At 26.4% G+C, this 1566-nt stretch carries 2 protein-coding genes; both read left to right on the top strand.

Annotation, left to right across the window (positions count from 1 at the left end; genetic code table 11):
- The first annotated feature begins 350 nt into the window (after positions 1-350).
- Positions 351-1124: a ParA family protein gene (locus BUA77_RS13215; protein ID WP_072891058.1), complete on the top strand. Its 774-nt coding sequence runs from the start codon at positions 351-353 to the stop codon at positions 1122-1124.
- Positions 1117-1371: a hypothetical protein gene (locus BUA77_RS13210; protein WP_072891056.1), complete on the top strand. Its 255-nt coding sequence runs from the start codon at positions 1117-1119 to the stop codon at positions 1369-1371. The genes BUA77_RS13215 and BUA77_RS13210 overlap by 8 nt, the downstream gene beginning before the upstream one ends.
- The last annotated feature ends 195 nt before the right edge of the window (positions 1372-1566 follow it).

Here is a 1566-nt window from a genome sequence, read left to right as displayed (position 1 = left end):
CTTACACCCTGTATTCTATCAGGAGGTACTTTTTTTATCAAAGTTCAAATTTATTCATTACAGGAATGCTCCTTAAACTAATTATTTTTACAAACTTATTAATAATTAGAAATTACATTCTTTATATCATCCCCTTGTTTTTGAAATTCCTACTTAATTAATATATAAATAAAATAGATTTTACCATATATTGAATATTTTATGTCATGTTTGTATCTATAAAATATACTAATTAGCTCTTAAAAAACATTAAAATTAATAAAAACCTATCTATTAATAATAAAATTTGTTGTATAATACAAGAATACAAGAAGTTAAATTCTTAAGAATTTAAGAAGGGAGGAATTTAAGTGGCTAAAATAATAAGCATTTTCAACCATAAAGGAGGCGTAGCCAAAACTACAACAACAATAAATCTAGGTGCAGCACTAACAACTAAAAATAAAAAAGTGTTATTAGTAGATATGGATGCCCAAGCAAATACTACATCAGGTGTTGGAATAAATGATGAAAATCTTGAATTAACAATATATGACTTGTTAACTTCTAAAAAATTTAAGAAAGAAAGAATTTTAAAAGTTACACAGGAAACTCAATACGAAAATTTATATATACTTCCATCAGATATAACTCTTAGTAATGCAGAAATAACTCTTAGTAGTGCAATGAGTAGAGAAAATATATTACATAAAATACTAAAGCAAATAAAAGATGAGTTTGACTATATATTAATAGACTGTCCCCCATCGTTAGGGCTTCTTAGTATAAATTCACTTGTTGCAAGTGATAACTTGATAATTCCAGTATCAACTTCTTATTTTTCTATAAAAGGAATCAAACACTTAATAGAAACTTACAATCTTGTAAAAGAAAATTTAAGAGAAAATCTAGATATAATGGGAGTTTTAATTACGATGTATGATTCAAGAAAAAATATATCTAAAGATATAAAAGAAAGCTTAGAATCAGTATTTGGTGAAAAAGTATTTAACACACTTATAAGAATAAACTCTCAAATAGAATATGCTCAAGACAAACAAACTCCAATTATTTATTTTAATAAAAACTGCAATGGATATATAGATTATATGAATTTAGCTGATGAGGTGATAAGTTATGAGTAACGGAAGTAAAGGAATTTTAGAAGGTTTGAATATAAATTCTAAAAAAGATAAGAATGTAAATTCTCAAGAAGTTAAGAATTTAGGAATTGAAGAACTTAGTGTTAAAAGAAGTTATTCTCTAAAACCATCTACAGTAAAGAAACTGCAAGAGATGAAGATATTTATATACGATGATCCTAATGTTACTTTTAATGAAATAGTAGATGAAGCTATATGTTTTTTATATGAGAATAAAAAAGAAAAATAAATTACTTGAACGCGATAGCGGTCAGTTAAATAGAAATACTTTGAATGCATAAGAAGGCCTAATACCGGCAACCGTGTCACCAAGTGCAAAGTGGGGTATGGCCATCAAGCTAAGAAAAAAGTATCCCCTATTCGTCAAAAAAATAGTAAAATGATGCTACTTACAAATTATCTAGAGAGGAGTAGCATCTTATGA

Source organism: Tepidibacter formicigenes DSM 15518, assembly GCF_900142235.1.
Lineage (GTDB): Bacteria > Bacillota > Clostridia > Peptostreptococcales > Peptostreptococcaceae > Tepidibacter > Tepidibacter formicigenes.
The sequence above is the reverse complement of the archived record's forward strand: the minus strand, read 5'-3'. Positions and strand labels throughout refer to the sequence as shown.

Excerpts from the sequence above, each read along its gene's own strand:
- BUA77_RS13210 (WP_072891056.1), top strand. The coding sequence starts at position 1,117 with ATGAGTAACGGAAGTAAAGGAATTTTAGAAGGTTTGAATATAAATTCT.